Origin of the sequence: Marinobacter sp. (assembly GCF_048269445.1) — a bacterium.
Lineage (GTDB): Bacteria > Pseudomonadota > Gammaproteobacteria > Pseudomonadales > Oleiphilaceae > Marinobacter.
Genome location: NZ_JBLXIQ010000001.1, coordinates 46166 through 72242, shown reverse-complemented (window position 1 = coordinate 72242; position 26077 = coordinate 46166). Strand labels below are relative to the sequence as shown.

Sequence of the window (26077 nt, the reverse complement as noted above, 5' to 3'; positions counted from 1 at the left end):
TTTGCAGAACCTCGGGGCGCAGCTAATGACATGGCTGCTGACTGCCATCCTGGTGTTTCTGGCACCCGTGGCTCTGGCTGAAGAGCGGCCCCGCGTAGGTCTGGTTCTCAGTGGTGGAGGCGCCAAGGGCATGGCCCATGTTGGCGTTCTTCGGGTTCTGGAAGAAATGCGGATTCCCGTGGATCTGGTGGTTGGCACCAGTGCAGGTTCGGCTGTTGGCGCCCTCTACGCCAGCGGTATGCCGGTCGCCGAGATTGAACGTCGTTTTCTCCGGATGGACTGGCTCGCAAGCTTTCGGGACGACCCTGGCCGGTCCTACAAGCCGGTGCGCCGCAAACGCGATGATTGGCGGTTTCCGGTGGTTCCGGGTATCGGGGTCGGCTCTGATGGGCTGCAGGTCGGTGGCGGGCTTGTTGCAGGCCAGAATCTGGGCTTCATTCTCAACGAGCTGACCCGCAATGCGGCTCTGGTTGAAGACTTCGACCGTCTTCCGATTCCCTTTAGGGCCGTTGCCACGGATCTTGAGAGCGGTGAGCCGGTGATCATCGACAGCGGCAACCTGGCGGAAGCTATTCGTGCCAGCATGAGTATTCCGGGAGTTTACGCGCCCGTTGAATGGCAGGGCCGACTGTTGGTGGATGGTGGCGTCGCCAACAACCTGCCGGTCAGTGTCGCCCGGGATCTGGGCGCCGACATCGTTATTGCGGTTGATATTACCGACAGCCTCATGGAAACGGATGAGCTGCTGAATGCCTTCTCCGTTGTTGGCCAGCTCACCACCATCATGACCCGACGAAATACCGATCAGCAGCTGGAGTTGATAAAGGATCGCGATGTTTTGATACGCCCCGATCTGGAGGGTTATACGTCCGCGGATTTCTACGATGCACCAATCCTGTTTGAGCTCGGAGCCAGCACCGCCCGGGAGCACGCTGTGGAGCTTCGTCCGCTCTCGGTGTCCCAGGCAGACTGGACCATCTGGCGAGCACAAGTTGGCGCTCCTGCATCGGAGTCTGAGCCCATTGCCCGGATCGAGATCAAGAACAGTCAACGACTGGCCAGCGACTTTCTGAAAGAGCGAATCCGGCAGAAGCCCGGGGAGCCACTGGATACCGAGAAGCTTGAGGTGGATCTCAAGCGCATCTACGGTCTGGGCTACTACGAGATTGTCTCCTATTCCACGTCTCGGACCCAGGAGGGTACGATCCTGACCATACGGGTTCGGGAAAAGAGTTGGGGGCCGAATTACCTGTCGTTCGGTCTCAACTACGAAGACAATTTTGACGGCGACACACGCTTCAATATTGCGTCCTCGCTTCGCATGACCGAGCTTAACGCGCTGGGTGGTGAGTGGCAGACCGGCGTCCAGCTCGGTACCGAGCCGTGGGTCCGAAGCCAGTGGTATCAACCGCTGGATTACGGCTATGAGCGATTCCTGGTCCTGGGCGGCGAGTATTCCCGGGACACCATCAGCCTGTTTGATAACACGGGCACGCGCATTGCCGAGGTGGATGTGACCTTTCGCAAGGCGGACCTTGCCCTTGGTATGGAGATCGGAGGCAATGCGGAGGTCCGTCTGACTTATTCGCGGGGTTATGCGACGGTCGATGAACAGATCGGCCAGCCGGTGGCGCCGGAGGACTCCATACATCAGGGTGGCCTTGCCCTGCAGCTGGTTCATGACTCGCTGGATGACACGTTTTTCCCAAGCACCGGTGGTTTTGTCGGGCTTAGGGGTCGCTTCGAGCGGGATGGGCTGGGCTCCGACCGCCAGTTTGATTCGGTGACCGGTATGGCGCTGGGGACGGAGAGCTGGAGGGGGCTGACCCTGACCGGGTTGCTTTATGCCCACGCGGTCACCCGGGGCGCGCCGGGAATCGAAAATGCCGTCCGTCTGGGCGGCTTTCGGCGGTTGTCGGCCTTCGCGCCAGGTGAAATTACCGGCGACAACGCCTTGATGTCCGCCGTCTATGCCAGCCAGACCTTCGGTGGACCCCTAATGCCGTGGTTTGTTGGTATGGGGTTTGAGGCTGGGAATGCCTGGCCGTCGCTGGATTCGGCGAGCTGGGCCAGCTCGGTGAAATCCTCAAGCGTATTTGCCGGAGTGGATACCTTTCTGGGCCCAGTGCAAATCGCGGCGGCTTACAACAACAAGGATAACTGGACTGCCTATCTGAATATCGGCTTCTCGTTCACCCAGCTGTTCTACTGAAAACCCGTTATCCAGCCTTGCCGGCGGTATAGGCAATCGCGTCCAGAACCTGATGGCATTGCTGTAAGGCATAGCGATGCAGGATGTCCGCCAGGCGCTCCTCATCCCGGTCCTTGATAGCACTGATGGATTCCTGCATGTGGGCCAGGTTGTCTTCCAGAACCTGGTTGCCACCCTGCTGGAAGGCGACAAAAGCGCAGCGCTTCGCCGACGGCCAAAGGTCGTCAATGGCGGAGACTATAAAATAGTTGTCGGCATATGCGAGCGATGCCTTGGTGTACTCGATGCCCAGTTCCAGAAAGGCCATCAGATCATTCTTTTCAAAGCAGGCCTTCATCTGTTCGTACAGCGATTCGAGCCGGGCCATGTCATCCGGTTGCCAGTTGCGGACCAGCTTTCGACCGGTGTGGGTGAGGTAAAGCTCCAGAGTTTCATACAGGCTCCGAACGAAGTAGTCATCCAGTGGCGTGACAAAAGCGCCCTTGCGGGGAACATTGCGGACCAGGTGGCGCTTTTCCAGCAACAAAAGCCCCTCTCGAATCGAGCCATGGCTGACGTCCATCTCTTTGGCCATGGAGCCCTCGTAGATCCGCTCTCCGGATCGGAGTTGGCCGAAGGCAATGAGGTTTTCTATGTGGCGGGCGACCTGCTCGGTCAATGTTTCTCTGGGTTTGAACACGTTCATGATGATCTGTCGCTAATGCCTACTGGCTGATTCGTGCAGGCATGTTCGCACATTCCGGCATGATGGAGCCAGTAGGCACCACAGCTCAGAGCAGGGGCGCCAGCAGCCTGACCGCCCGGCAGCCCAGGCGGAACAGAATGGAGCGATCCTGGTAATCGCTCTCGGTCATCAGGCGTGAGCTGTCCAGGTCCTGCTCCAGCATGGATTCGACACTGCGGATAAAATGGTCTGCCGTGGTGATGGCGGTAATTTCGAAATTGAGCCGCATGGACCGGTTGTCCATATTGGCCGTTCCTACGGCCGCATACCGGTCATCGACCAGAATCACTTTCTGGTGCATGAATCCCGGCTGGTAGCGATAGATATCGATACCGGTCTTGCAGGCCTGAACCAGGTAGGAATAGGCCGCTATCCCGATCAGACGGCTGTCTGACTTTTCCGGGATCAGGATCCGGACATCCACGCCCCTCAGGGCTGCCAACTGCAGGGCATTCATGATCTGGAAATCGGGCACAAAATAGGGTGAGGCAATCCATAGCCGGGTGCGGGCATTGTTGATGCAGTTCAGAAAAAACAGGGTACAGGTTTCCCAGGTGTCCGCCGGCCCCGTCGGTAGCATCAGCACCTCATCGTTCCCGGGTCGGTTCTCCACCGGGGCCCAGTCCAGGTTCGGGAAATCGTTGCTGGCCCAGTTCCAGTCTTCCAGCCAGGCCAGCTGCAAGCCAGTGACCGCCGGGCCTTCAATGCGGCAGTGGGTGTCTCGCCAGGGCTCCTGGTCCATGGCAGTGCCAAGGTATTCATCCCCCAGATTTATGCCGCCGACAAACCCGATGCTGCCGTCGCAGACCAGTAACTTCCGGTGATTGCGAAAATTGATCTGGAATCGTCGCCTGCGAATATTGCCGTCGCCGAATGAGGCCACCCGGGCGCCGGCCGCTGCGAGTTGGTTGAGGTAGGTGCGTGGCAGCCAGACGCTGCCAATATCGTCGTACAGAAACCAGACCTCGACGCCTTGGGCCAGCTTGCGTTCCAGAATGGACTTGATCCGGCGGCCGACCCGGTCTGAGCGGATGATGTAAAATTCCAGGAGGATGTAGCGCGTGGCGTCCTCCATGGCTTCGAACAGAGCGTCGAAGGTGGCCTCTCCGTCCCGCAGCAGGGTACACCGGTTGCCATCGGTAAATGGCTGTCGGCCCAACCGGCACAGAACCTGAAGCTCGTCACCGAACCGGCCAGGGGCTGGCGACGGAATTGACGTTGTCTGTTGCTCAAACCGGTTCAGCAGGTTGGTCAGGGATTCATCGCCGAGCCGCCGTGCCTTGACGTAACCACCGAACCGGTATCGTCCGAAAAGCACAAACATGGGTACGGCAAGGTAGGGTAGGCCGAGTAGGCCAATGATCCAGGCGATAGCACCCTGGGTTGTGCGGTAGGTCAGCAGAATGCGGTAGATGCAGGCCAGTGCGCCCAGATAGATAAGGCCTACCGCAATGGCAACCAGTGACAGCTCGTCCATTATTGCTTCCTGTTGCCGGCAGCCGGCGGTTTTTCGTCTGTTTCAGGTGGGGCAAGATGCGTTGCCCGGTATTCAGCGGGGGATGTGCCTGTCCAGCGCTTGAACGCGCGGCTGAAAGCGCTGAGTTCGGAAAACCCCAGTAAAAAGGCAATTTCGCCAAGAGCGTAGTAGTTGGTGGAAACATAGCGCAGGGCCTTGTCCTGGCGAACCTGCTCCACCAGGCCATGGAAACTGAGGCCCTCCTTTTTCAGTTTCCGGTAAAGAGTCTGGCGGCTCATGTGGCACTGCCGGGCCAGAGTGTCGGCGTCGATTTTTTCGGTTGCCATCTGCTTTGAAATCAGACGTCGAATCTTGCGGCCGAAAGAGCGGCGGGTCTGAAGTCTGGCCAGCAGTGAGTTGACCTGTTTGAGCATGGCCGAATAGATATAGGGGTTTCGGCGCGGAATCGGATGCCCCAGATGTCTGCTGTTGAAAGCCAGGCGGGTTATGCCGCAGTCAAACCGGACAGGGCCTCCGAGAAGCTTCTCGTATTCGTCGGCGTAAGCAGGCGCCGGGTGGCCGATGTCCGCCCATTCGGCACGGATATCCGGATGGATGAAATGGCGGGTCCGTGTGATGGCGGCGGCGAGGGTTCGATCCATATCCTGCCGGCAATAGTGCTCGGCCAAGTCGGGTTGCCAGCACAGGATGGCCTGGTCTCCGGTCTGTTCAAAGCTCAGGAATACCGATTCATTGATCAGCCGGTGCAGGCGCACGTATTGAGTAACAGCTTCTCCCAGGGTGTCGCAATTGAAAAACACATGCCCCACCAACCCCATCCGCTCCGGATCCACCACCTGGCCGGCATGAAGTCCGACGCCGGGGTCGCCGGTTACATGTTCAGCATGCTCCCACAGGCGGTAATGAGCATCGGCCGGCACCCGCCGGTCCGGATCCGTGAGTTCCGTCATGGCCAGACCCGTGAGCTGTTCGACACGGGACAGGTTTAGCACGCCCTGGCGCTCAAGATAGTGAACCAGCGCGAGGGTGCTGGACGCAGCGACCAGTGGTTCGCTGGCGGTGTCTGGCTGAGCTGAAATCACGTTGTCCGGCCCGATAGTTAACAACCCGTCATGATTGCTGGTACAAAATGTCAAGTGTATGCAACCGCCTGTCAACGGTTACGCCTGTTCCTAACGATAGCATCAACGTATCAGGTTGAAGCAATGGAAAGGCAATCAGGAGGTTTTTTATGGAACAGCAGATCTTCGTACCCCATACCGAGGTTGAGCGCAAAAACGTGGTTGAGCTCGCCGAGTACCTGAACAGCATCTTTTACTGCTGATCGTTCAGGCGAAACGTCTATGACCTTGACGCCGGGCTTTGCCCGGCTTTTTTTCGTGTTCAGAAAATGGCCGCCAACACCGGCACTTGCTCGCGAGACTGTCAGTGGTAATGTATCCGCATTCATACCGTAGACCAATCCGGAGACTGATTGCCCATGAGTGTTGCGCTGAATCACCGCATTACCGGCGAAGGCTCGCCCCTGATCCTGTTGCACGGCTTGTTTGGATCCCTGGAAAACCTAGGTGGTATCGCCCGGCGCCTTGAGGACCAGTGGCAGATCCATGCGCTGGATGAGCGCAATCACGGCAGCTCTCCCCACACCGAAGCCATGGATTATCCGGCTATGGCTGCGGACGTGATTGCCTACATGGACGCCCAGGGGATAGAAAAGGCCAGCCTTCTGGGCCACTCAATGGGCGGTAAGGTCGCGATGCAGGTTGCCCTTCAGGCACCGGAACGGGTGGATAAACTGATCGTGGCCGATATCGCTCCGGTCAGTTACAAGCCCCACCATGATGCCATTCTGGAGGGGCTCACTGGCATTCACCTGACCGGTGTTCGCTCCCGCCAGGACGCCGACAAGTTAATGGCCGACTTTGTTGATACCCCCGGGGTGCGGCAATTCCTTTTGAAAAACCTGGAGCGTATCCCCCGGGAACAGCAGAAAGAGGGTGGGCCGATGTTTCGCTGGCGCCTGAACCTGCCGGTGATTGATGCCTGCTACGAGAATCTCGCCAAGGCCCCCGAGGGTAACGGGCCGTTCACCGGCCCGGTACTGTTTCTCAAGGGGGCAGATTCCGCCTACATCCAGGAAAAGCACCGGGACGACATTCAACGTCTGTTTCCCCAGGCGCAGCTGCGGGTTATCCAGGACACCGGCCACTGGCTGCATGCCGAAAAAGCAGACACCTTTGCCGCGTTGTGCCGTCGTTTCCTCAGCGCTGAAGACTGACTGGCACCGAAGCCCGGTATTTTCATGCCCAAGGGCCTGTCTGCTAAGGTTAGGCTATCGCTGATATACGGAATGTACATAACAACAGGCGGGCAGAGTGTATGAAATGGCTGATGGTGGGGTTGCTGGTTGTATTCCTGCTGCTTGGCAGTTTCCTGCTGACTCCCTCGCCCGTCGACAGCAAGGCCTGGAACCCCCCCGCTCCGCCGCCCCTGACCGGGCTTCTGGCGCCGAACGAGCGTTTACGGCTGGCGGATCTGTTGGCCCGGGGCCAGGTGTATGGCCCCGAAGACACCACGATGGGCCCTGATGGTGTGTTGTACACCGGTACCCAGGACGGTTTTATTGTTCGGGTGTTCCCGGATGGCCGGGTGGGAAACTGGCTGTCGACCGGTGGCCGGCCACTGGGCATGGTGTTTGATCGCCAGGGCAACCTGATCGTGGCGGATGCCTGGAAAGGGCTACTATCCATCAGTCCCGAGGGTGAGATTACAGTACTGGCCCGGGAAGCCGAGGGTACCCCGTTCCGGTTCACGGATGATGTCGATATTGCCGATGACGGCCGTATCTACTTCACCGATGCCAGTTCCCGCTTCGAGCAGCCGGACTATCGGCTGGATCTGCTTGAAATGCGGCCCCACGGTCGTCTGCTTCGTTATTCCCGGAAAACAGGCAAGGCCGAGGCTCTGCTCGGTAACCTGCACTTTGCCAATGGTGTTGCCGTATCTCCGGATGGCGATTCCGTGCTGGTTAATGAAACCTGGAAATACCGGATTCTGCGCTACTGGATCCGCGGCCCCAGGGCCGGGCAGGCGGAAGTGTTTGCCGACAACCTGCCGGGCTTCCCGGACAACCTGGCAGTGGATGACGAGGGCCGCTATTGGGTTGCGTTTCCGACCCTGCGCAATCCCCAGGTGGACGCCATGCACCGGCACCCGTGGCTCAAGGATCTGGTGGCCAAGCTGCCAGATAGCCTGAAGCCCGCACCCCAGGAGTATGGCCTGGTTATCGCCTTTGACCGAAACGGGGAGGTCGTCACCAGCCTCCACGACACCCAGGGCACACATCTGCAGGAGATCACCTCGGTGAATCCCCACGGCGATTACCTATACTTTGGTTCACTTCACAATGACCGTATTGGCCGGTTACCGTTTGAGGCCATTCCGGGTCTCGGAGGCAACCAGTAATGCCCCACTCTGACATCGTCTGGGATCTGCCGGATCCCTTCATCCTGGATATTTCTGTCCGCGAGGAGGATACCGACCGCCTCGGACACGCCAACAATGTGGTGTATGTGCGCTGGCTGGAAGATGTCAGCTGGGCGCATATTGAGAGTCTGGGAATGACCTGGGAGCTGCATGAGAAGACCGGCAAAGCCATGGCCATTACCCGTACGGAAATCGATTACCTTGGCTCGGCCAATGCTGGCGATCAGCTGTTGCTGGGTACCTGGCTGACGGGGTACGACGGCCGGTTCCGGTCGTCCCGGCAGTTTCAGCTGGTAAGGCCGTCTGATGGCAAAACCCTGGTGCGAGCTGTCTCCACCCACGCCTGTGTTGATATGAAAACCCAGCGGCCGTCCCGGGCACCAAACGAGTTTGCTGAGATTCTCGGAGCGGCTGTTGTTGCAGGCGGAAGGGGGCTGTAGGTTTCCTGGGCCCTTTTGTGCTTAACTTCTGCTAGTGTTTACCAATGTCAATCCCGTTTAATCTGTTGTCCGGAGATCCTCATGGAAACAACTGCTGATCAGAATGCTGAATCCAAGATGCGCCATGTGGTCTATGATCGCTTTGGTGAACGCGATGTGCTGCAGGTGATTCAATCTGACGTGCCGGTGCCTGCGGCGGGGCAGGTGCTGGTCAGGGTACATGGTGCGGGGCTTAACCCCATCGACTGGAAAACACGTAAGGGTCTGGGCTTCGCGGCCCGGCAGATCGAAAACTCCTTACCCTGGACACCGGGATACGATGTCGCTGGCGAGGTCGAGGCTATTGGCGATGATGTCACCACGCTGGCTCCCGGTGATCGTGTGATGGGTATGGTTGGCTTTCCCGCAGTCGGCGGAGGCTACTCGGAATACGCGCTGGCGGCGGCAGATGAATTGGCTATCGTGCCCGAGGAACTGGATCTGGTGTCTGCCGGTGCTCTGCCGCTGGCGGCGCTGACTGCCTGGCAAGCTCTGTTTGAAGTCGCCAAGCTGGAGTCTGGTCAGAAAATTCTGATCCACGCGGGTGCCGGGGGCGTGGGGCATTTTGCGGTGCAGTTTGCACTTGAACGTGGTGCTCACGTGATTGCCACGGCCTCTGCCGGAAACCGGGACTTTCTGGCAGAGCTTGGGGTCCATGAAGTGATTGATTACCACACCACGGATATTGGTGAGGAATGCTATGGCCTGGATGTGGTGCTGGACCTGGTTGGTGGCGACACCGGCAAGCGTTCACTGCATACTCTGGGGGAGCATGGCGTTTTGGTGACGATTCCGACTGTTACCGCCGACGAGATCATCAGCGCTGCTGAAGGGCTGGGCCTGCGAGCCCATGGTATGACCGTTCGCCCGGATGTTTTTCACCTGGATGAAATCGCCGAGCTGATCGAAGACGGCGATGTTAAGGTCCATATTGAAAAGGCCTTCCCACTGGAAGACGTCGCACAGGCCCATGAGCTTCTTGAGGGTGGGCACGTGCGCGGCAAGTTGGTGTTAGATTGTCGGTGAGGGCTTCCCGGCTGCTGAAGGTTCCTTACCGGCTTCTGCCCCGCCCTCTTTCTCTTTGCGCTCCTTTCGGGCCTGGGGTGGTACCAGGCTGATCAGCGTCCAGTCGTCTTCCGGTTTCAGGTCTTCCATACTGCAAACCGGGGCGACATGTTCCTTGCTGTCGAAGGTGAACAGCACCAAAGCCTGATTCTGGTATTTTTTAAGGAAGTCCTCGTAACTGAATTCCTCGCTAAGTTGGGTTGTTTTGATGGTGTAACCCTGGCTCACCAGGCTGGCCAGTTTCGCATAGCTGACGCCGTCAAAAAGTCCACGTGTCATCTGAATTTTTTCGGCGGTCTGATGTCTCGCTTTCTGATCCTGGTCGCCCTCGGCCAGGCTGTATACACACTTATCCCCGAACCAGTCCAGGAAGTGGTAGGTGGCCAGGGAATTCATGTGCTTATAGGGTGAAATTACCAGCAACTTGCCGATGCCCGTCAGGTCCAGGTGGGTAGAGGCGTGCTCTGATACCGGATTGCCGAAGTAAACCTGCAGGTTGTCCATGCGGGCCTGGCGTACGTTTTCCCAGTTGGTGTCGGCGAGAGTTACCGGTACCTCGTATTTCTTCAGCGCGCTACCGATCATCCGGGCCACCGGATTGGCACCGAGAATCAGAAAGCCGTATTCCGCCGGCTCAGCGACCTTCAGCAGTCGAGCCACCGGCCTTGCCGTAATGCTTTGCAGGGTGACAGTGGCAATAATCAACATGAATATCAGCGGCACCAAAGCGCCGGCGCTCTCATAGCCGAGTTTCTGAAGCTGGAAGGCGAACAGCGCCGAAACCGCTGCGGCAACAATGCCTCGGGGGGCGATCCAGCTGAGAAAAAGCTTCTCTCGCCAATTCAGGTTGGTGCCGATGGCGGAAAGAAAGATGCTCAGGGGGCGGGCGACGAGCATCAGGAGCGCCAGCACCACCACCAGGCCCCAGCCGAGCTCAGCGATGGCGGAAAACTCCACCCGGGCCGCCAAAATGATGAACAACGCCGAAATCAGCAGAACACTGAGGGATTCCTTGAATTCGAGGATGCTGTCAATCGGCACCTGTTTCATGTTGGCCATCCAGATGCCCATTACGGTTACGGTCAGTAGGCCGGACTCGTGGGCCAGTTCGTTGGAAATGGCGTACACGCCGAGCATGAAGGTCAGGGTGCCGGCATTGTGGAGATATTGGGGGATCCAGTGCTTGCGTAACACAATGCCATTCAGATAACCGGCAACGGCACCAATCAGGAAGCCTACCGCCAGGGTCTTGCCGAAAATGTACATCGAGTGCCCGAACACATTGCCCTGGCCCCAGGACACGATACCCTCGAACACCAGAACCGCGAGCAGGGCACCCAGGGGATCAATGATGATGCCTTCCCAGCGCAGGATGTTGGCCAGTTTTGAGTCCGGTCGCACGGAACGGAGCAAGGGTGCAATCACGGTAGGGCCGGTGACAATTGAAATGGCGCCAAAAAGCAGGGCAACGGCCCAGGAAACCTCCAGGACCCAACGTGCCGCCAGAGTACCGATAATGCAGGTAACAATGGAGCCCACGGGAATCAGGTTGCGGACCATCTTGCCGTGGCCGCGTATTTCCGCAAAGCGCAGGGTCAGGCTGCCTTCAAACAGAATAATGGCAACGGCCAGTGAAATAACCGGAAACAGCAGGTCGCCGAAAACAGCCTCGGGTGTCAGGAACCCCAGTACCGGCCCCGCAGCGATGCCACCCGCCAGAAGAAAAAGGATTGCCGGCATGCGGACCCGCCAGGCGAGCCACTGGCAGAACAGTGAGATAACGCCAATGCTGGCAAGGAGCAGGACAGTGCTGACAGGCATAGTGGTTTCAGGTCCTTTGAGTTATTGGTTGGCGCGCCGTGCAATGCGGTTCAGCAGCCGGGACGCCGCAAAGAACCCGAAGCTGGCGGTCACCGGGCTGGCGGCACCAAATCCCGAGGCGCAGTCGAGCCGCACCGGGCCATCAGTGGCCGGTTTCTGCAGGCAGACTTCTCCGTCTCCGGCAGGATACGTCAGCTGTTCAAGGGAGTATACGGCTTCAATACCAAAGCGACGCTTCGGGTTTCGGGAAAAACCGTATTCACGTCGCAGCAGATTACGCACCTTCGCCAGCAGCGGATCCTGGGTGGTTTTGCTGAGGTCAGCCACCTGAATCTGGGTCGGATCGATCTGCCCGCCGGCACCGCCGGCACAGACGAGTGGGATTTTCCGGCGCTGGCAGCGGGCAATCAGCGCCGCCTTGGGCTTGACGCTGTCGATGGCGTCGACCACGCCGGTCATGTCAGCCGTGATCAGTTCATCGATGTTTTTGGTGGTCAGGAACCCAAAGTGCACGCGGATGTCCGCCGCCGGATTGATGGCTCTGAGGCGATCGGCCATGGCATCCGTTTTGGTCCGCCCGAACTGGCCTTCGAGAGCGTGGAGCTGGCGGTTGGTGTTGGAGATACAGACATCGTCCATGTCGATCAGGGTGACGGTGCCAATGCCACTTCGGGCCAGAGCCTCTGCCGCCCAAGAGCCGACACCACCCAGTCCTATCACTGCAATATGGGCGTGGCGAAAGGCCTCCAGGCCCCGGCGCCCGTATAGTCGTTCAATGCCGCCAAAGCGGAAAGCGTAATCGTCGGCGTTCATGGTGTCCCCGCGTGGTCCGGTCAGAAGCCGGACGGAATCAAAGAGCGCAATTGTAACCCAGTGACCGCACAGACAAAAAAAGGGGTCATTAAAAAGCCGCGCAGGACGCGGCTCTCAAAATTTACCCGGCCCGACGGTTCATGCCACCCAATGGTCATCTGTGAACGCCATGAGGCTGTCCTTGCCACTCTGGACGTCGCTGAGCAACCAGTGCACCTCCGGCAGCAGTTTCTCGAAGTAGAAACGGGCGCAGACCACTTTGCTCTCCAGTAGCGGCTTGTTGCCTTCGCCGGACAGAAGCTGCTGGTTGGCCACGTTGGCCATCCGGGACCAGAGGTAGCCAATAACGGTAAGGGCCATCAGGCGCAGGTAGGGTGTTGCCGCCGCGCCGGCCTGCTCCGGGTCTTTCGGCGCATTGGTGGCCAGCCATAGGGTGGCGGTTTCCAGAGCTTTTATGGCGCCTTTCAGTTCTTCCCGGTGCGGGGCCTCGGGATTGTCCTTCAGGTATACGCTCAGGGTACCGAACAGGGTGCGCACCAGCTGACCACCTTTCAGGCTCAGTTTGCGACCCACCAGGTCCATGGCCTGAATGCCGTTGGTGCCCTCGTAGATCCGGGCAATCCGGCCGTCCCTTACCAGCTGTTCCAGCGGCCAGTCGGTGGTGAAGCCGGAGCCACCCAGAACCTGCAGGCCGGTGTTGGCGTTGTTGAAGCCTTCGTCCGTCAGGAAAGACTTCACCACCGGCGTCAGCAGCTGAACCAGGTCATCCGCGGATTCCCGTACCGCCGCATCCGGGTGGGCGACGGACAGATCCAGCTGGTGACCGGCAAACAGGGCCATGGCCCGCATGCCTTCATTCAGGACCTTCTGGCGCATCAGCATGCGCCGCACATCCGGATGCACGATGATCGGGTCAGCGGGGCCATCCGGGTTCTTCGGGCCGCTCAATGAACGGCTTTGCAGGCGCTCCCGGGCGAAGCCGAGGCTCTCCTGGTAGGCCATTTCGGCCAGCCCCAGGCCTTGCATGCCCACCATCAGGCGGGCTTCGTTCATCATGGTGAACATGGCGCGCATGCCATCGTTGGGTTCACCCACGAGCCAGCCTTTGGCGCCTTCGAAGTTCATCACGCAGGTGGCAGATCCCTTGATGCCCATCTTATGTTCGAGCCCGCCGCAGAAGGCCCGGTTGCGCGCGCCGGAATCCGGCAGGAACTTGGGAACCGCAAACAGGGAAATGCCCTTGGTGGTATCCGGTGCACCGGGCAGTTTGGCCAGTACCAGGTGGACGATGTTGTCTACCAGATCATGCTCGCCGCCAGTGATCCAGATTTTGGTCCCTTCAATGGCGTAACTGCCGTCGTCGTTCGGGTTGGCGCGGGTTCGGATCAGACCCAGGTCGGTGCCGCACTGGGGTTCGGTCAGGCACATGGTGCCGGTCCATTCGCCGGAGATCAGTTTCTCCAGGTAGGTCTTTTTCAGTTCGTCAGAGCCATGGATATGCAGGGCACTGATAGCTCCGTGAGTCAGACCCGGGTACATGCCCAGGGACAGGTTGGTGGAGCAGACCATCTCGTCGACCACGAATTTCAGGGTATGGGGCAGGCCCTGGCCGCCAAATTCCAATGGCGCATCCAGTGCGGTCCAGCCCCCCTCGACAAACTTCCTGTAGGCATCCTTGAAGCAGTCCGGCGTTTTCACGGCTCGGGTCTCAGGGTCATAAGTGCAGCCTTCCCGGTCGCCCGCCTGGTTGGTGGGCTGAATGACTTCGGCAGCCAGTTTGCCGGCTTCGTCGATAACCGCGGAAATCAGGTCGGGCGTTGCGTCGGCGTACTTTTCCAGCTCGTGGAGCCGGTCCACGCCCAATACATCAAACAACAAAAAGCGAAGGTCATTCGCCGGAGCCTGGTATTGCATGGATACTCTCCTCGATGGGCTTTTGTGTGGGTTGCCGGCTCTGAACGCGGCACTCCCGAGGTTTTGATTACCAGATTCATACGCCCGTTTGAATGTGGTGGTTCACCGCTGGATGCAGTCTGGACGATAGAATTTTCGTATCTCTTCCGTAATCAGGGAGGCAAGTGATGAAACGAATAGTGATAGCCGGTGTATCCGGAGCAATCGGCGGGGCTCTCGCCACCTCATTTATCGAGAGGGACCCGGACGCAACGGTGGTCGGGCTGTGCCGTAATCCGGAGCAGGCGCCGAAGGCCCTGCTTTTCCATACGAAGGGCGGGGTGCTGGCCTGGGATGCGGGGGACAGTGCATCGCCGGCCACTGTGGCAGAAGCGCTGGAACCGATAATGGCAAAAGGCGAGGGCATCGACACGTTCATTTATGCCGCCGGATTGCTTCACGGCTCCGGGATGTTTCCCGAAAAGCGTCTTGAGGACCTGAACTCTGACAGCATGGCGCGGGCTTTTGCGGTTAACTCAACCGGCTTCGGATTGCTGGTTCAGGCTCTGTTGCCCTGGTTACGTCACCGCGAGTTCAAGCGTATCGTTGCCATTTCCGCCAAGGTGGGTTCCATTGGCGACAACCGGTTTGGTGGCTGGTATGCCTACCGTAGCTCCAAGGCGGCTCTGAACATGCTGGTGCGCAATCTGTCGGTTGAGCTGCCCCGCCGCTGTAGACCGGTTGCCTGCCTGTCGCTGCATCCCGGCACAACCGAGTCGGCCCTGAGCGAACCCTTCAGTCAGTCACTGGCGAAATTGACGGTGCGCACACCGGCAGAGACCGCTGCCAATCTGATCACTGTCCTTGAGGGTGTGGACGAAGAGGACAATGGCCGCTTCCTGAACTGGGATGGCTCAGAGCTGCCCTGGTAGGAAGGGCTTTGGATCAGAGGCCGCCATGGTTGTAGTCCACAAAAAAGGGGCAATCGATGACCGCCCCTTTTTACTCTCCCGGATTCGCGGATCCCCGAATTGCTCCAGCCGATGCCTCAGCGGATAAACGGGTTGAGCATTCGGGTAAACGTGCCGGTCAGTTTAACCGGCGCACTCAGCACCGACAAAGTAATGCAGTCTTCACAGCCAACTGCTACCGGCTTGTGCTCATCTTGATCCGTCAGTACGACAAAGTCCCACTGATTGAAAACGCCTTTCTGATCCGCAAAGGCACCCTGCAGAACGATGGTGGTTTCCTCGCCGAGGTGGGTGTGGGCCGGTGCCTTGCCGCCAGCGGCCAGCTTTTGCAGGACAACCTGCTCGTTCTGCCCGGGGAACCGATCGGTAATATCCAGCACGCTGACATCGCCGAGTTGTCGCTTCCAGGGCAGGCTGTTGAGATCTTCGCCAAACAATTTCTGAAGGGCGCCGATCCTGGGGCCCGGTGGCATTGCCGGCTGGTCAGCGGGGGCGCTGTCTATCTTGGCGAGTATGCTGTCGAACATACTGTCCGAGACGCTTACCTTCGGCTGCTGCTCCATCATCACGGCGCCAAGACTGTCCAGGGTGTCGACACGGCTGCGGCAATGCGAGCATTTGTCCAGGTGGAGTCGGATGCAAAGGGCATGGGGCTCGCTCAGGTTACCTGCGCTGTACTCCATCAGGCTCAGGCTGTCGGGATGATGCCGTGTCATACGTTCTGGTCCTGCAAAATCACTTTGAGTTTGTTCAGTGCCAGGCGCACCCGGCTCTTTACGGTGCCCAGGGGAATGTTCAACTCATCGGCCACCATCTGGTGAGACTTGTTTTCCATATAGACCTTGGCAATCACCGTGGTCTGTTCTTCCGGCAGATGACTCAGCGATTCACGAATACGCCGCTCCGACATCAGGCGGTGCAGCGAGGTGACCGGCTCATTATCGTTTTCGCCCGGAATCTGCCAGAGGTCCTCGGTTTCAACCTGCATTTCAGCACTGGTACGTTGCATCTTCCGGAGCATATCAATGCGCTGATTCCGGGCAATGGTGAAAATCCAAGTGGACGCAGCCGCTTTGCGCCAGTCATAAAGGCAGGAACGCCTCCAGATGGACACAAATACTTCCTGGACCAGCTCTTCGGCGTGACTCGCCAGGCCGTTAGCCATGGCGTAGTACTTGATCTGCGGGCCAAAATGCTCGAACAACGCGTGGTATGCCTCGCGATCCTGGTTTTTGCCCACTTTCTGCAGCATCTGGCTCCAGGGATCTTTGCGCCCCTCGGAACTGGCTGGTTTCTGATCCAGTGTGGTCACCGGACGCTCCTTGACAGTCGCATGATTTGAGCTGGTTATCGTCATCATTCTATGCACTCGCCCCGGGTTTGTCAGTTGCTGTATTTACGGATCGGTTTGAGTGCTGGATCTTCAGATCCGGAAATAATCCCAAAGGCTTGCAGCAGCGCCGGTTCCGGGGCAGCGCGTAGGTGAACGCCGGACCTTTCCCACAACGAGGCGGGCCTGTACCGGTTTAACGTCGATGTGGTGGTGGCCTCGCTGATGGATGTGAATCTTCTGCTTTTCGGGAGCCGGCTTCTGGATGGCGGTCAATTACTCTTCCAGATAGGTATAGCCTTCCAGGCCGGCGGAGAGCTCCGCCATTAGTGCTGCCTGGGTTTCCGTTGTCAGCCTGGACGCTGTGAACTTTTGCCGGTACGCGTCCAGCAGGGCGTCCGGTTCAAAGTTCACGTAACGAAGGACCTTCGCGACGGTATCTCCGGTGATCGGCTCGCCGATATCATATCCGCCGTCGGTCGTCAGGCGGACATCCACGGAATGGGTGTCGCCGAACAGGTTGTGCATGTCGCCCAGGATTTCCTGGTAGGCGCCGGTCATGAAAAAGCCCATCAGCAGGGGGTCCCCAGGCTTGTCTTCCGGCAAGGGCAGGGTGGTCTCGGTGCCCTGGCCATCGACATAGCGGTCGATCCGGCCATCGGAATCACAGGTGATGTCCTGGATGACAGCGCGCCGGTTCAGGGGACGGTTCAGGCCATTAACCGGCATGACCGGGAAAATCTGGTCGATACCCCAGACATCGGGCAGTGACTGGAACAGGGAAAAGTTCACAAACAGCTTTTCCGCCAGCTTTTCGTTGAGCTCATCGATGATTTCCCGGTGGGCGCGGTTACTGCTGTCCAGCTGGTTTCGCAGCAGACGGCAGCAGCGGGTATAAAGTGTTTCCGCCTCGGCTCGCTCCTTCAGTGAAAGCAGGCCGTGGGCAAACTGGGCATGCACATCGGCCATGGCGTGCAGTACGTCGTGGTAGATCTCGGCCAATGAGCGTGGTGTGCCGGTATCCTGAAGACTGTCCAGATCCCGCCAGAGATCGTGCAGGGGAGCGGAAGCCTCGTTATCGGGCTGCCTGGGGTCGCGGTTTTCGGGCGCCTCGCGATCGATCACGTTGGTCACCAGCACGGAATGGTGGGCCGTGAGGGCCCGCCCGGATTCGCTGATCAGATCCGGGTGGGGAATGCCCCGGCGATCACACTCAGCCTGCAGGATATGCACCACGTTGTAAGCGTATTCGTAAACGCTGTAGTTCATGGAACAGCTGCTGCGGGAGCGGGTGCCCTCATAATCGACCCCCAGACCGCCGCCGATATCGACGGTGCCGATCGGGGCGCCCATCTGGCGCAGTTCGCTGTAAAACCGGGCACATTCCCTCAGGCCAGTCTGGATGTCCCGGATATTGGCAATTTGGGAGCCAAGATGGAAGTGCAGCAGTTGCAGGGTATCCAGCGCATCGGCCTCGTGCAGGGTGTGTACCACATCGAGCACCTGGCTGGCGGACAGCCCGAACTTGGATTTCTCACCGCCGGTATTCTGCCAGTTGCCCTTGCCAATGGTCGCCAACCGCGCCCGGACACCTATCAGCGGCGAAACACCCAGGCTTTTTGCCTCCTCCAGAATGAGTGGCAGCTCTGACTTTTTCTCCACCACAATGAATACCCGGTGGCCCAGGGTCTGGCCAATCAGGGCGAGGCGAATGTATTCCCGGTCCTTGTAGCCGTTGCAGACAATCACCGAGCCCGGTTGCCGGGACAGCGCAAGTACCGCCATCAGCTCGGGCTTGCTGCCCGCCTCAAGGCCGATCTGCCCCTTCGAGGCGGCGGGCTCCGCAGCCAGTAGTTCCTCAACCACCCGGCGCTGCTGGTTCACCTTGATCGGGTAGACCGCTGTGTAATGGCCGCGATACGCCTGCTCATCCGCGACCTTGTTAAAGGCATTGCACAGTTTGTTGACCCGGTCATGCAGGATATCGACAAAGCGGATCAGAACCGGAAGCTGGAGCCCGGACTCGGTCAGTGTTCGGGTCAGATCTGGCAGATTGATCTGAGCCGCGGTGTGGCCTCGGTCTGGTCGGATCATCACCTGGCCCTCGGCGTTAACGCCTATGTAGCCATCACTCCAGTGGGCAATGTTGTAAACCTTGTGGGCCGGGGTGGCGCTGGCTTCGCTCATGCTTGCTATCCTGTCAGGAAACCGGAGCCGGCGGTCGTTCGGTCAGGGGCCGGCCTATGGCCGCCATTGTATGGATTCCCATCCCCGGCTAAAAGAACCGGGTGTGGAAAATATGTGGCAGGTAACCACGATTATCGCTTTAGCTCACGGTGGGGCACCCCTACAATACGCCCTTTTAACACAGCCCATGGCCCACAGCGGGAGGCAAAACATGACAGCATTGAATGACGGTTGGTTTACCGAGGTATTCCAGGATCAGGGAACGGCATTCTCCCTGCAGGTGAAAAAGAAACTCCATGAAGAGCAGACACCGTTCCAGAAGCTGGAAATTTACGAGACCGAAACCTTCGGCAACCTTATGGTGCTGGATGGCTGCGTGATGCTGACCACCCGAGATAACTTCCTGTACCACGAGATGATGACCCACCCGGCCCTGTTTACCCATCGTGACCCCAAGAAAGTGGTGATTGTGGGTGGTGGCGATTGCGGCACACTTAAAGAAGTGCTCAAGCACCCGGGTGTGCAGGAAGCCTGGCAGGTGGAAATTGATGAGCGGGTCACCCGCATGTCAGAGAAATATTTCCCGGAGCTGTGCGAGGCCAATAGCGACCCTCGCGCCAATTTCTTCTTCGGTGACGGCATCCAGTGGATGCGTGACATAGAGCCGGCCAGTGTAGATCTCATCATTATCGACAGCACGGACCCGGTCGGCCCGGCAGAGGGCCTGTTTGCCCTGGATTTCTACCGCGACGCACTGCTGGCGCTGCGCGAGGGAGGAATCATTGTACAGCAGAGCGAGTCCCCTCTGCTGCACACCAATACCATCATCAAGAACATTCATGGTGACATGCGCAAGGCGGGCTTTGAACATGTCCAGACTCTGTCATTCCCGCAACCGGTGTACCCGACCGGTTGGTGGAGTTGCACCATGGCCAGCAAGGGGAATCCGGTAAAATATTTTCGAGAGGACGATGCTAATAATCGGCCGTTCGTGACCCGGTATTACAATGCTGGAGTACATCGTGGGGCGCTGGCGATGCCGCAGTTTATGGTTGACGCGCTGGAGGACGAAGTCCAGCCGGGAGAAGGTTGAGCCGATAGAAGAGAGGGGCGCCATCTGGCGCCCCTCTCTGGTGTTGCACTGGCTTTTCGTTATCAGCGTTTACTGCTTGCCGCTGACAAACTCCGGGTAGGCTTCCATGCCACACTCGGACAGATCCACACCCTCGTACTCGTCCTCTTCGCTCACCCGCAGGCCCATAACAGCCTTCAGGATGCCCCAGACAATCAGGCTGGCAACAAATACCCAGACGAAGATAGTGATCGCGCCGATGATCTGGCCGCTGAAGCTGACACCACTGTTGGTGATCGGTACCAGCAGCAGGCCCAGCAGGCCACAGACGCCGTGGACCGAGATGGCACCGACCGGATCGTCGATACGCAGTTTGTCCATGGTCACGATGCTCAGAACCACAAGGATGCCGCCGAACGCACCAAACAGAGTTGCAGTCAGGGCGCTCGGAGTGGACGGCTCAGCCGTAATCACTACCAGGCCTGCCAGCGCGCCGTTCAGCAACATGGTCAGGTCCGCCTTGCCGAACATCAGACGGGCGGTGATCAGCGCGGCAATTGCACCACCGGCTGCGGCGGTGTTGGTGTTCAGGAAGACCATGGCCACTGAGTTGGCGCTGGCAATATCACCGAGCTTCAGAACCGAGCCACCGTTGAAGCCGAACCATCCCATCCACAGGATGAAGGTACCGAGCGTGGCCAGCGGAAGGTTGGCGCCCGGGAAAGCGCGGATCTCGCCGTTCGGCCCGTACTTGCCCTTACGAGCGCCGAGCAGGATGACACCGGCCAATGCGGCTGCTGCACCCGCCATGTGAACAATACCGGAGCCGGCGAAGTCACTGAATCCCAGGTCGCCCAGAGTGTACAGGCCGAACACGGAAGCACCGCCCCAGGTCCAGGCACCTTCCATGGGATAGATGAAACCGGTCATGAAGACTGCAAAGACCAGGAAGGCCCAGAGTTTCATGCGCTCCGCCACCGCACCGGAGACGATGGACATGGCGGTTGCGACAAACACAACCTGAAAGAAGAAGTCGGAAGCGCCGGAGTAGATGGAACCACCCTCGAAGCCGCCTTCACGGCCGGCGAAGTCGCCCAGAACAGCGGCAGGATCGACGTCAGCGATGCCGGACAGGAAGATGTTGCCGCCGTACATGATGGCGTAGCCGCACACCAGGTACATGATGCAGGAGATGGCATACAGTGCCACGTTCTTGGTCAGTATTTCCGTGGTGTTCTTGGCGCGTACCAGACCGGATTCCAGCATGGCGAAGCCAGCTGCCATCCACATGACTAATGCACCACACACCAGAAAATAAAAGGTGTCTATAGCGTACTGCAGGTGAAAAATGTTGCTTTCCATATGAAGCCCTCCGCACGAGGCTTTTCAGGTTATAGATTTTTTTGCGTTGGCTGATCGAAAAATCAGAGCTGGGTCAGACCGCTTCTTCGCCGGTTTCGCCTGTCCGGATCCGGATGGCCTGTTCCAGTTCAGTCACGAAAATCTTGCCGTCACCGATCTTTCCGGTGTTGGCTGCCTTGGTAATGGATTCGATGACCTGGTCCAGCAGATTGTCGCCAATGGCAACTTCTACTTTGACCTTGGGCAGGAAATCCACTACGTATTCCGCGCCACGATACAGTTCTGTGTGGCCCTTTTGCCGCCCGAAGCCTTTGACTTCAGTGACGGTTACGCCTTGTACGCCAATTTCGGATAGTGCCTCACGGACATCATCCAATTTGAAAGGCTTGATGATCGCTGTCACAAGTTTCATTGCTTTCTCCTTGGTAAAGCCGTCCCAACAGTCAGAGCCCGTCGGCCAATTGTTGAGTTCGGGATGCTGCCACCTCGCACACCAATTGTGCGGATTGCGTACGAGGGCTTTAGCATCGGGTGTGCCAACGCAAAAAAATACTTTTAAAACAGTAATTTGCAATATCCGCGTACCAGAATGGCGCAAAGATGTGCACCAAAATAGAGCGGGTAGTCGGCCGGTGAGCCAAATTGGAGCGAACTCACTGGCCGTTCGCCCATTATTATAAGGCCGACCGGGCACAGTATGGCAGGGGCTGCGGTGTGATACACTCCCGCAAACCGGTGAGAGCCTCTCTCTTTTAGTCGGAACCGTACATTTCTGGAATCAGTGAGGTGATGTGTGAAAGGTCCCCAGGATATTTTTGCCCAGTTACAGGGCCAGTTTGGCCAGTTCGTTCCCGATATGGCCCGCGCCGCCCGAGAGGATTTCGAAACCCAGGCCCGGGCAACGGTGATGTCGGTTCTTTCCCGTCTGGAGCTGGTTACCCGTGAAGAATTCGACGCCCAACAGGCGGTGTTGCTAAAGACTCGAGAAAAGGTGGATGCGCTTGAAAAGCGGGTCGCCGAGCTGGAAAAATCCCTGCAGGAAAAATAAACTCCGAGTCAGCCCGGCAGGATGCCGGGCACGGTTTTCCGGTCACCATGGAAGGTTGTCATGCTTGCTATTGTTCATTCCCGCGCCATCGTTGGCGTGTCTGCACCCCCCGTCACCGTTGAAGTCCACCTCTCCGGAGGCTTGCCCGCACTCTCGATTGTCGGTCTCCCTGAAACCGGCGTCCGCGAGAGCAGGGAGCGGGTTAGAAGTGCTCTCCTTAATGCCGGGTTCGACTTCCCCGCCCGCCGTATTACCATCAACCTCGCGCCCGCTGACCTGCCCAAAGAGGGGGGGCGATTTGATCTGCCCATTGCCTTGGGAATTCTGGCAGCCTCGGGCCAGATTCCAGCGGAGAGCCTTACCGATTGCGAGTTTCTTGGTGAATTGTCCCTTGATGGTGCACTGAGACCTCTGAAGGGCGTTCTTCCGGCGGTGCTTGCCGCCCGGAAGCATCAGAGGGCCTTGCTGGTTCCCAATGGCAATGCCGGTGAGGCGGCGCTGGCTAGTCAGGGTGACGTGCTGGCTGCGGGCCACCTGTTGACCGTGTGTGAGCATCTCAGCGGCCGGGCCAGGCTGGTTCCCGTGCCGAAATCGCCATTGGAACGGCCGCGAGGCAACCACGATGAAAGTCCGGATCTGTCTGATGTCCGGGGCCAGCAGGTCCCCCGCCGGGCGCTGGAGGTCGCCGCTGCCGGTGGTCACAACTTGCTGTTCTTCGGCCCCCCCGGCACCGGCAAAAGTATGCTGGCCAGCCGCCTGCCCGGAATTCTTCCCGCGCTGACAGACGATGCGGCCATGGAAGTTGCCAGCGTTCACTCGGTTGCCGGACTTGCCATGAGAGAAGGCGGGTGGCAACAACCGCCGTTCCGGGCGCCCCATCACACGGCATCCGCAGTGGCTCTGGTCGGTGGCGGAAGCAGCCCACGGCCGGGAGAAATCTCCCTCGCCCATCGCGGCGTACTGTTTCTCGATGAATTGCCGGAATTTGAACGTCGGGTTTTGGAAGTGCTCCGGGAACCCATGGAAACCGGCCAAATTTCGATCAGTCGTGCCGCACGTCAGGTGAATTTTCCGGCTCGATTTCAGGTCGTCGGCGCAATGAACCCGTGCCCCTGCGGTTACAGTGGTCACCCTACCATTGAGTGTCAGTGCACACCGCAGCAAGTGATGCGTTATCGGTCGAAGATTTCCGGGCCTTTGCTGGACCGGTTTGATCTGCATGTGGAAGTTCCGGTGCAAGGCGGCGATGTACTGATGCAGCAGGGTGGGGATGGCGAAACCAGTGCCCGTGTCCGGGAGCGGGTTATTGCGGCCCGAGAGAAACAGTCTGAGCGGGGGCATGTGAATGCGGCCCTGGCAGGGCGTGAATTGCATGCTGCTTGCCGCCTGGACCGTCAGAGTGAGCAGTTACTCTCCGGCGCCATGGAGAAGCTGGGGCTATCGGCCCGGGCACTTCACCGGATATTGCGGGTGGCCCGCACTCTGGCGGACCTGGAGGGCTGCGATGGGCTTCGCCAGAGCCACCTGGTTGAAGCGCTCGGCTACCGACAACTGGACCGTCAACGGGGGCGCAACTCGGTGGTATCCGCCTGAACCTCGTCACTCTGGTAAACTGTACTCAAAGTCCGTTAAACAAGACCCGCTACCTGCGGTTAAGGATTGCAGATGACTGACCAGAAAAAGCCGCAAGATCCGAAAGACATGACCACGGAATCACCGGTAACGACCCGCCGTGGCGTGCGCAGCTTTGTTCTGCGCCAGGGCCGCATGACTGAAGGCCAGAAAAAGGCGTTTGAGCGTAGCTGGCCGAAATATGGCCTCACCCGGGAAGACGGAATGATTGATCCGCGCCAGGTGTTTGGCCGGGACGCCATGCTGAACCTGGAAATTGGTTTTGGCATGGGCAAGTCCCTGGCTGAGATGGCGGAAGCAGCCCCGGAGCAGGACTTTATCGGTGTCGAGGTTCACCAACCAGGTGTGGGTGCTCTGCTCAAGGAGATTGAGGATCGTGGCCTGGAAAATGTCCGGATCTACAGTATCGACGCCAATGACGTGATTGATCTGTGTCTGCCGGATGCCTGTCTGGATCGGGCGATGGTGTTCTTTCCGGATCCCTGGCACAAGAAAAGGCATCACAAGCGCCGGCTGATCCAGCACGAGTTCGTCCAGAGGGTTCGCCACAAACTCCGGGTGGGCGGTATTCTTCATCTGGCTACAGACTGGGAGAACTACGCTGAACACATGATGGAAGTGATGAACGAGTCGGAAGGGTTTGCTAACACCCAGGAATCCGGAGGGTATTCGCAACGACCGGAAGATCGTCCGATTACCAAGTTTGAAAAACGGGGCGAAAACCTCGGTCACGGCGTCTGGGATCTGTTGTTTTATCGAACCAACTAGTCCGTGAGACTGGGCGCGGATGTTCGGGGAGTGAACTTCAATGGTGTGCCAACGGATGGCGCCGAGAGGCCCGGAGAATGACCAGCCCCGCAATGCCTAGAGTCAGCGCGGTAAATTTGACCAAGGCGCAGAGGGTTGCTGACAGGCTCAGCGCATCGGTGGGCGGATTGAAATTGTTCAGCAGCAGGATATTCTCGGCGACATCACTAAGTCCGGCCGCCACGAATAGTGTCCGGACCCACCTGGCCACCATGCGCTCACGGACTCCGGGGCGATCCCGGGTGAAGTGATGGGTCAGTAGAATCAAGGTGATTATGTAGGCGGGAATAAACAGAAAGTCCACCCACAAGGAAACCTTGGCCCAGAGAACGCCTTCACTGCGCCAGCTACGAAAGATGGCGTGGGCCTGGTCTGCTGTGCCGGCCAGCTGGTAACTTACGATGCCCTGGGGCGCTGACGCAGACTGCAATGGCTGATTGATCAGCAACAGGGCAAACAGCAATACCGCCGCCAAGACCAGACTTATCTTAAGGCTTTTCGGATAGGCTGCCAATCCGTGTGCAGGGTCCATTACAGAAAACGCTCCAACAGGCTGTTCAGGTATCGCTGGCCAAGTGCTGTGGCCTGCAGCCGGCCTTCAACCAGCAGCTTTTCATCGCGTGCTGTTTTAAGTTTTACCCCAACTGACGACAGGGGTAAACCTGTTCGTTCGCAAAAAAGGTGTTCGTTTACCCCTTCTGAAAGCCGTAGGGCGTTCATCAGGAATTCCAGGGGCAGGTCTTCGGGGGCAATAATGTCAGTGCCTGCCGTCCGGCTGCCAATCCGATTCAGGTAGGCCTCGGGCTGGCGGGTTTTCCAGTATCGCCGAATGCTGCCATCGGCCAGGCTGATCTTGCCGTGGGCTCCGGCACCCAACGCCAGGTAATCGCCAAAGGTCCAGTAGTTCAGGTTATGGCGTGACTCCCTGCCGTCGCGACTCCAGGCCGAAACCTCGTAATCACTGAATCCCTGTTGATGCAGAAACTCGGAGCCCTGACGATAGATTTCCCAAAGGTGATCATCGTCCGGCAAATTCGGTGGCCGGCTGTAAAACTCGGTGTTTGGCTCCAGTGTTAGCTGGTACCAGGAAAGATGCGGAGGCTGGTAATCGAGAGCGGTTCTGAGATCTTCCAGCGCTTGTTCCGGTGTCTGGCCTGGTAACCCATGCATCAGGTCTATGTTGAAGTTTTCGAACCCCGCCTGACGGGCGGCACGGATGGCGCGGTGGGCGGCCTCGCTGTCGTGGATGCGCCCCAGCGCTTTCAGGTGGTCTGAGTTGAAACTCTGAACCCCGATGGACAGCCGGTTGATGCCGGCTTTCCGAAAGGCCTCGAAGCGGCCGGTTTCCAGTGTGCCCGGATTGGCTTCCAGAGTGATTTCGGCATCAGCTGCGATGTTGAGTTTTGCGTGCAAGTGGTCGAACAGACGGTTATAGAAATCACCACTCATCAGCGACGGTGTGCCGCCTCCGATAAAGATCGTTTCTATGGCGCGCCCGGCGCCGAAAACCAGGTCCTGATTGAGGTCTTCAACGAGGGCATCAAGGTAGGCGGATTCGGGAATTGCGTCTGTGGTGGCGTGTGAATTGAAATCGCAGTATGGGCATTTGCGCACACACCAGGGCACATGGATATAGAGGCTCAGGGGCGGGCGAACCGCTACTGGTTCGCCACTGTCGACCGGCTCACGGCTGTCCAC

Annotated in this window: 24 protein-coding genes; 10 read left to right on the top strand and 14 right to left on the bottom strand. The window is 58.5% G+C overall.

The window, feature by feature from the left end; all coding sequences use genetic code 11:
• Positions 1–25: 25 nt before the first annotated feature.
• Positions 26–2212 (top strand): patatin-like phospholipase family protein, encoded by a 2187-nt coding sequence (locus tag ACN0XM_RS00345; protein ID WP_417564924.1) that lies wholly within the window; start codon positions 26–28, stop codon positions 2210–2212.
• A 7-nt stretch (positions 2213–2219) separates the two neighbouring features.
• On the opposite strand, the gene ACN0XM_RS00340 is transcribed toward ACN0XM_RS00345, so the two are convergent.
• The 3 genes from ACN0XM_RS00340 to ACN0XM_RS00330 all read right to left on the bottom strand — a co-directional run bounded on the left by ACN0XM_RS00340 (position 2220) and on the right by ACN0XM_RS00330 (position 5495).
• Positions 2220–2897, bottom strand: coding sequence for a GntR family transcriptional regulator (locus tag ACN0XM_RS00340; protein ID WP_417564923.1), 678 nt, complete (start codon positions 2895–2897; stop codon positions 2220–2222).
• 85 nt (positions 2898–2982) lie between these two features.
• A complete protein-coding gene (gene cls / locus ACN0XM_RS00335; RefSeq protein ID WP_417564922.1) occupies positions 2983–4413 on the bottom strand; it encodes a cardiolipin synthase in 1431 nt (476 codons plus the stop codon).
• Positions 4413–5495 carry an AraC family transcriptional regulator gene (locus ACN0XM_RS00330; protein WP_417564921.1) on the bottom strand — a complete coding sequence of 361 codons (1083 nt, stop codon included), beginning with the start codon at positions 5493–5495 and terminating at the stop codon, positions 4413–4415. Before ACN0XM_RS00330 ends, cls begins: the two co-directional genes overlap by 1 nt.
• 398 nt (positions 5496–5893) lie before the next feature.
• Here ACN0XM_RS00330 and ACN0XM_RS00325 point away from each other — a divergent pair, with 398 nt between their 5' ends.
• The 4 genes from ACN0XM_RS00325 (at position 5894) to ACN0XM_RS00310 (ending at position 9404) form a co-directional block, all read left to right on the top strand.
• Positions 5894–6691 carry an alpha/beta fold hydrolase gene (locus ACN0XM_RS00325; protein ID WP_417564920.1) on the top strand — a complete coding sequence of 266 codons (798 nt, stop codon included), beginning with the start codon at positions 5894–5896 and terminating at the stop codon, positions 6689–6691.
• A 101-nt stretch (positions 6692–6792) separates the two neighbouring features.
• Positions 6793–7878, top strand: coding sequence for an SMP-30/gluconolactonase/LRE family protein (locus ACN0XM_RS00320; RefSeq protein ID WP_417564919.1), 1086 nt, complete (start codon positions 6793–6795; stop codon positions 7876–7878).
• Positions 7878–8339 (top strand): acyl-CoA thioesterase, encoded by a 462-nt coding sequence (locus tag ACN0XM_RS00315; protein WP_417564918.1) that lies wholly within the window; start codon positions 7878–7880, stop codon positions 8337–8339. The genes ACN0XM_RS00320 and ACN0XM_RS00315 overlap by 1 nt, the downstream gene beginning before the upstream one ends.
• 81 nt (positions 8340–8420) lie before the next feature.
• Positions 8421–9404, top strand: a complete 984-nt coding sequence (locus ACN0XM_RS00310) for an NADP-dependent oxidoreductase (protein WP_417564917.1) — start codon at positions 8421–8423, stop codon at positions 9402–9404.
• Here ACN0XM_RS00310 and ACN0XM_RS00305 read toward each other — a convergent pair.
• The 3 genes from ACN0XM_RS00305 to ACN0XM_RS00295 form a co-directional block, all read right to left on the bottom strand.
• Positions 9390–11264 carry a cation:proton antiporter gene (locus tag ACN0XM_RS00305; RefSeq protein ID WP_417564916.1) on the bottom strand — a complete coding sequence of 625 codons (1875 nt, stop codon included), beginning with the start codon at positions 11262–11264 and terminating at the stop codon, positions 9390–9392. The two genes, ACN0XM_RS00310 and ACN0XM_RS00305, sit on opposite strands and share 15 nt — an antisense overlap.
• A 21-nt stretch (positions 11265–11285) precedes the next feature.
• A complete protein-coding gene (gene tcdA / locus ACN0XM_RS00300) occupies positions 11286–12077 on the bottom strand; it encodes a tRNA cyclic N6-threonylcarbamoyladenosine(37) synthase TcdA (RefSeq protein ID WP_417564915.1) in 792 nt (263 codons plus the stop codon).
• A 138-nt stretch (positions 12078–12215) separates the two neighbouring features.
• Positions 12216–13991 (bottom strand): acyl-CoA dehydrogenase C-terminal domain-containing protein, encoded by a 1776-nt coding sequence (locus ACN0XM_RS00295; RefSeq protein ID WP_417564914.1) that lies wholly within the window; start codon positions 13989–13991, stop codon positions 12216–12218.
• Positions 13992–14158: 167 nt separating this feature from the next.
• On the opposite strand from ACN0XM_RS00295, the gene ACN0XM_RS00290 reads away from it, so the two are divergent.
• Complete coding sequence (locus ACN0XM_RS00290) at positions 14159–14902, top strand: SDR family oxidoreductase (RefSeq protein ID WP_417564913.1); 744 nt, start codon at positions 14159–14161, stop codon at positions 14900–14902.
• A 116-nt stretch (positions 14903–15018) separates the two neighbouring features.
• Here the strand turns inward: ACN0XM_RS00290 and ACN0XM_RS00285 are convergent, their stop codons facing one another.
• From ACN0XM_RS00285 to speA, 4 genes are all read right to left on the bottom strand, one after another.
• Entirely contained in the window at positions 15019–15657 is a 639-nt protein-coding gene (locus tag ACN0XM_RS00285) for a ChrR family anti-sigma-E factor (protein WP_417564912.1), read from the bottom strand.
• Positions 15654–16253 carry a sigma-70 family RNA polymerase sigma factor gene (locus ACN0XM_RS00280; RefSeq protein WP_417564911.1) on the bottom strand — a complete coding sequence of 200 codons (600 nt, stop codon included), beginning with the start codon at positions 16251–16253 and terminating at the stop codon, positions 15654–15656. Before ACN0XM_RS00280 ends, ACN0XM_RS00285 begins: the two co-directional genes overlap by 4 nt.
• 111 nt (positions 16254–16364) lie before the next feature.
• The gene (locus tag ACN0XM_RS00275) at positions 16365–16547 is read right to left on the bottom strand and encodes a hypothetical protein (RefSeq protein WP_417564910.1); all 183 of its coding nucleotides are present in this window, start codon (positions 16545–16547) and stop codon (positions 16365–16367) included.
• Positions 16548–18458, bottom strand: a complete 1911-nt coding sequence (speA, locus tag ACN0XM_RS00270) for a biosynthetic arginine decarboxylase (RefSeq protein WP_417564909.1) — start codon at positions 18456–18458, stop codon at positions 16548–16550. It lies immediately after the preceding gene.
• A gap of 211 nt (positions 18459–18669) precedes the next feature.
• Here speA and speE point away from each other — a divergent pair, with 211 nt between their 5' ends.
• On the top strand, positions 18670–19551 hold the full coding sequence (gene speE, locus ACN0XM_RS00265) for a polyamine aminopropyltransferase (protein ID WP_417564908.1): 882 nt from the start codon (positions 18670–18672) through the stop codon (positions 19549–19551).
• 69 nt (positions 19552–19620) lie between these two features.
• Here speE and ACN0XM_RS00260 read toward each other — a convergent pair whose 3' ends face one another.
• On the bottom strand, positions 19621–20892 hold the full coding sequence (locus ACN0XM_RS00260) for an ammonium transporter (RefSeq protein ID WP_417564907.1): 1272 nt from the start codon (positions 20890–20892) through the stop codon (positions 19621–19623).
• A gap of 73 nt (positions 20893–20965) precedes the next feature.
• Positions 20966–21304, bottom strand: coding sequence for a P-II family nitrogen regulator (gene glnK, locus ACN0XM_RS00255; RefSeq protein ID WP_004578958.1), 339 nt, complete (start codon positions 21302–21304; stop codon positions 20966–20968).
• Positions 21305–21685: 381 nt separating this feature from the next.
• On the opposite strand from glnK, the gene ACN0XM_RS00250 reads away from it, so the two are divergent.
• The 3 genes from ACN0XM_RS00250 (at position 21686) to trmB (ending at position 24340) form a co-directional block, all read left to right on the top strand.
• Positions 21686–21940 (top strand): accessory factor UbiK family protein, encoded by a 255-nt coding sequence (locus tag ACN0XM_RS00250; protein WP_417564906.1) that lies wholly within the window; start codon positions 21686–21688, stop codon positions 21938–21940.
• 60 nt (positions 21941–22000) lie between these two features.
• Complete coding sequence (locus ACN0XM_RS00245; protein ID WP_417564905.1) at positions 22001–23533, top strand: YifB family Mg chelatase-like AAA ATPase; 1533 nt, start codon at positions 22001–22003, stop codon at positions 23531–23533.
• 72 nt (positions 23534–23605) lie between these two features.
• On the top strand, positions 23606–24340 hold the full coding sequence (trmB, locus tag ACN0XM_RS00240; RefSeq protein ID WP_417564904.1) for a tRNA (guanosine(46)-N7)-methyltransferase TrmB: 735 nt from the start codon (positions 23606–23608) through the stop codon (positions 24338–24340).
• 37 nt (positions 24341–24377) lie between these two features.
• Here the strand turns inward: trmB and ACN0XM_RS00235 are convergent, their stop codons facing one another.
• Both ACN0XM_RS00235 and hemW read right to left on the bottom strand, forming a co-directional pair.
• Positions 24378–24911 carry a hypothetical protein gene (locus ACN0XM_RS00235; protein WP_417564903.1) on the bottom strand — a complete coding sequence of 178 codons (534 nt, stop codon included), beginning with the start codon at positions 24909–24911 and terminating at the stop codon, positions 24378–24380.
• Positions 24911–26077, bottom strand: coding sequence for a radical SAM family heme chaperone HemW (hemW, locus tag ACN0XM_RS00230; RefSeq protein ID WP_417564902.1), 1167 nt, complete (start codon positions 26075–26077; stop codon positions 24911–24913). The genes ACN0XM_RS00235 and hemW overlap by 1 nt, the downstream gene beginning before the upstream one ends.

Coding starts and splice junctions, on each gene's coding strand:
- ACN0XM_RS00235 (WP_417564903.1), bottom strand. CDS start 24,911: ATGGACCCTGCACACGGATTGGCAGCCTATCCGAAAAGCCTTAAGATA.
- speE (WP_417564908.1), top strand. CDS start 18,670: ATGACAGCATTGAATGACGGTTGGTTTACCGAGGTATTCCAGGATCAG.
- ACN0XM_RS00310 (WP_417564917.1), top strand. CDS start 8,421: ATGGAAACAACTGCTGATCAGAATGCTGAATCCAAGATGCGCCATGTG.
- speA (WP_417564909.1), bottom strand. CDS start 18,458: ATGAGCGAAGCCAGCGCCACCCCGGCCCACAAGGTTTACAACATTGCC.
- glnK (WP_004578958.1), bottom strand. CDS start 21,304: ATGAAACTTGTGACAGCGATCATCAAGCCTTTCAAATTGGATGATGTC.
- ACN0XM_RS00345 (WP_417564924.1), top strand. CDS start 26: ATGACATGGCTGCTGACTGCCATCCTGGTGTTTCTGGCACCCGTGGCT.
- ACN0XM_RS00315 (WP_417564918.1), top strand. CDS start 7,878: ATGCCCCACTCTGACATCGTCTGGGATCTGCCGGATCCCTTCATCCTG.
- ACN0XM_RS00285 (WP_417564912.1), bottom strand. CDS start 15,657: ATGACACGGCATCATCCCGACAGCCTGAGCCTGATGGAGTACAGCGCA.
- ACN0XM_RS00340 (WP_417564923.1), bottom strand. CDS start 2,897: ATGAACGTGTTCAAACCCAGAGAAACATTGACCGAGCAGGTCGCCCGC.
- ACN0XM_RS00245 (WP_417564905.1), top strand. CDS start 22,001: ATGCTTGCTATTGTTCATTCCCGCGCCATCGTTGGCGTGTCTGCACCC.
- cls (WP_417564922.1), bottom strand. CDS start 4,413: ATGGACGAGCTGTCACTGGTTGCCATTGCGGTAGGCCTTATCTATCTG.
- trmB (WP_417564904.1), top strand. CDS start 23,606: ATGACTGACCAGAAAAAGCCGCAAGATCCGAAAGACATGACCACGGAA.
- ACN0XM_RS00295 (WP_417564914.1), bottom strand. CDS start 13,991: ATGCAATACCAGGCTCCGGCGAATGACCTTCGCTTTTTGTTGTTTGAT.
- ACN0XM_RS00290 (WP_417564913.1), top strand. CDS start 14,159: ATGAAACGAATAGTGATAGCCGGTGTATCCGGAGCAATCGGCGGGGCT.
- ACN0XM_RS00305 (WP_417564916.1), bottom strand. CDS start 11,264: ATGCCTGTCAGCACTGTCCTGCTCCTTGCCAGCATTGGCGTTATCTCA.
- tcdA (WP_417564915.1), bottom strand. CDS start 12,077: ATGAACGCCGACGATTACGCTTTCCGCTTTGGCGGCATTGAACGACTA.
- ACN0XM_RS00260 (WP_417564907.1), bottom strand. CDS start 20,892: ATGGAAAGCAACATTTTTCACCTGCAGTACGCTATAGACACCTTTTAT.
- ACN0XM_RS00320 (WP_417564919.1), top strand. CDS start 6,793: ATGAAATGGCTGATGGTGGGGTTGCTGGTTGTATTCCTGCTGCTTGGC.
- ACN0XM_RS00325 (WP_417564920.1), top strand. CDS start 5,894: ATGAGTGTTGCGCTGAATCACCGCATTACCGGCGAAGGCTCGCCCCTG.